The 1,422-nt window shown below is 72.0% G+C and carries 1 protein-coding gene; it reads left to right on the forward strand.

The window, feature by feature from the left end:
• Positions 1-178: 178 nt before the first annotated feature.
• Positions 179-1,422: hypothetical protein (locus ABZ885_RS41170; RefSeq protein ID WP_360200335.1), on the forward strand; the 1,244-nt coding region annotated here is incomplete at its 3' end.

Consider the following 1,422-nt stretch of genomic DNA (forward strand, 5'->3'; position numbering starts at 1 on the left):
CCTCGGGGGGCCGGGGAGTTTCGCGGTCCGGGGCGGCGTACGGGACGACTTGCCCGCACCCGGGGTGGTTTGCGGCCGCCCCGGGAACCGGCCGGGCGGGGTGGGCTAGCCGGCCGCCGACCCGCCCCGGCCGGCTCCTGCTCCGGTGGGAGCGGAGTCCCACGATGCCGGAACCGTCATGACCAAGAGGAGCCGCATGGTTGTCGCCGCACGAAGTGAGGACGACGTGTCGCTGCAGCGCCTGATCGAGCGCAGCGCCGAGCTGAAGGGCGAACTCGTCGCCTTCGGGGAGAGCGCGCGCTTCGACCGGTGGCTGACTCCGCTCCTCCTGGAAGCCGCAGGTCCCGAGCGGCAGTTGGAGGAGGCCGAGGCGATCCGGATCATCGACCACTTCATCCTGCGGTTCCGTCTGCCGGGCGGTTCGACCGTGGTGGACCGGTTCGTCGCCGGGCGGCGGGACCTGACCGAGGCCGACCGGGAGATGCTGCTCGGCTGGCGTGACCCGGTCGAGGGCGTCTTCGAGGTCCGGCGCAAGGACGGAGACGCCGTCGTCCTGCTGAACCTGGTCGACGACCTCGAGTACCGCACGTACTCGAACGTCGGGCGGGCGGCCTTCCGCGGTGTGTCCAAGGGTGGGTTCCTCCACACCTGCCTGGTGCCCGTGCACCCGGCCGGCGGGCCGTGGCTGGTCTCCGGAGCGATGTCGCACTACCCGAGGTCCAGTGCCGCGGACATCGCCCAGGCCGCACTCCAACTGGCCGTCCGCTACCCCGAACTGGTCTTCCGCAACCCCGAGAAGATCGAGCAGGGGTGGGAGTCGATGCGCGAGGACCGGGCCGCGTTCGTCGCGTTCTGCGGCAGCGACGAACTGGTCCTTCCCCCTGCCGAAGCCGAGGACCGGCTCAACGCCTACTACCGGCATCGGCGGGAGGCCGTCGTCGCCGGGCATCCCGACCGGGCCCGGGGCGGACGGCTCGCCGCCCCGGCCCTCCCGGCCTTCGAACTACCCGAAGGACTCGCGGAATCGGACACGGTCGGCGTCATCTACGACGAGGTCGACGGGCTCAACTTCTACCCGGACTACGGGATGCTGCGGGACCTCTTCGCCGACCCGGCCCTCGCCGGCCGCCGGCAGCACCAGGACCTGCTGCGCGTGTACCTGCGCGAGGAGTCGATCGCGCCGCTGCCGATCCGCCGGCTGGCAGCCGCCCACCCGGAGACGGTCGACACGGTCTTCCGGAAACTGCTGCGCAAACCCGGATTCAGCTGGGGCGAGCACGGCGAGGAGCTGCTGCGGCGGCGCAAGTCCTGGTACTTCGCGCAGGAGCCCCGCCCCGGCGTCTCCGTGATCGGCGAGCGCCTCGGCGAACTCGTCTCCGGTGGTGGGAAGCCGAAACTCACCCGAGCGCGGCGCCTGCCGCG

Origin of the sequence: Kitasatospora sp. NPDC047058, from assembly GCF_040643935.1 — a bacterium.
Classification (GTDB): domain Bacteria; phylum Actinomycetota; class Actinomycetes; order Streptomycetales; family Streptomycetaceae; genus Kitasatospora.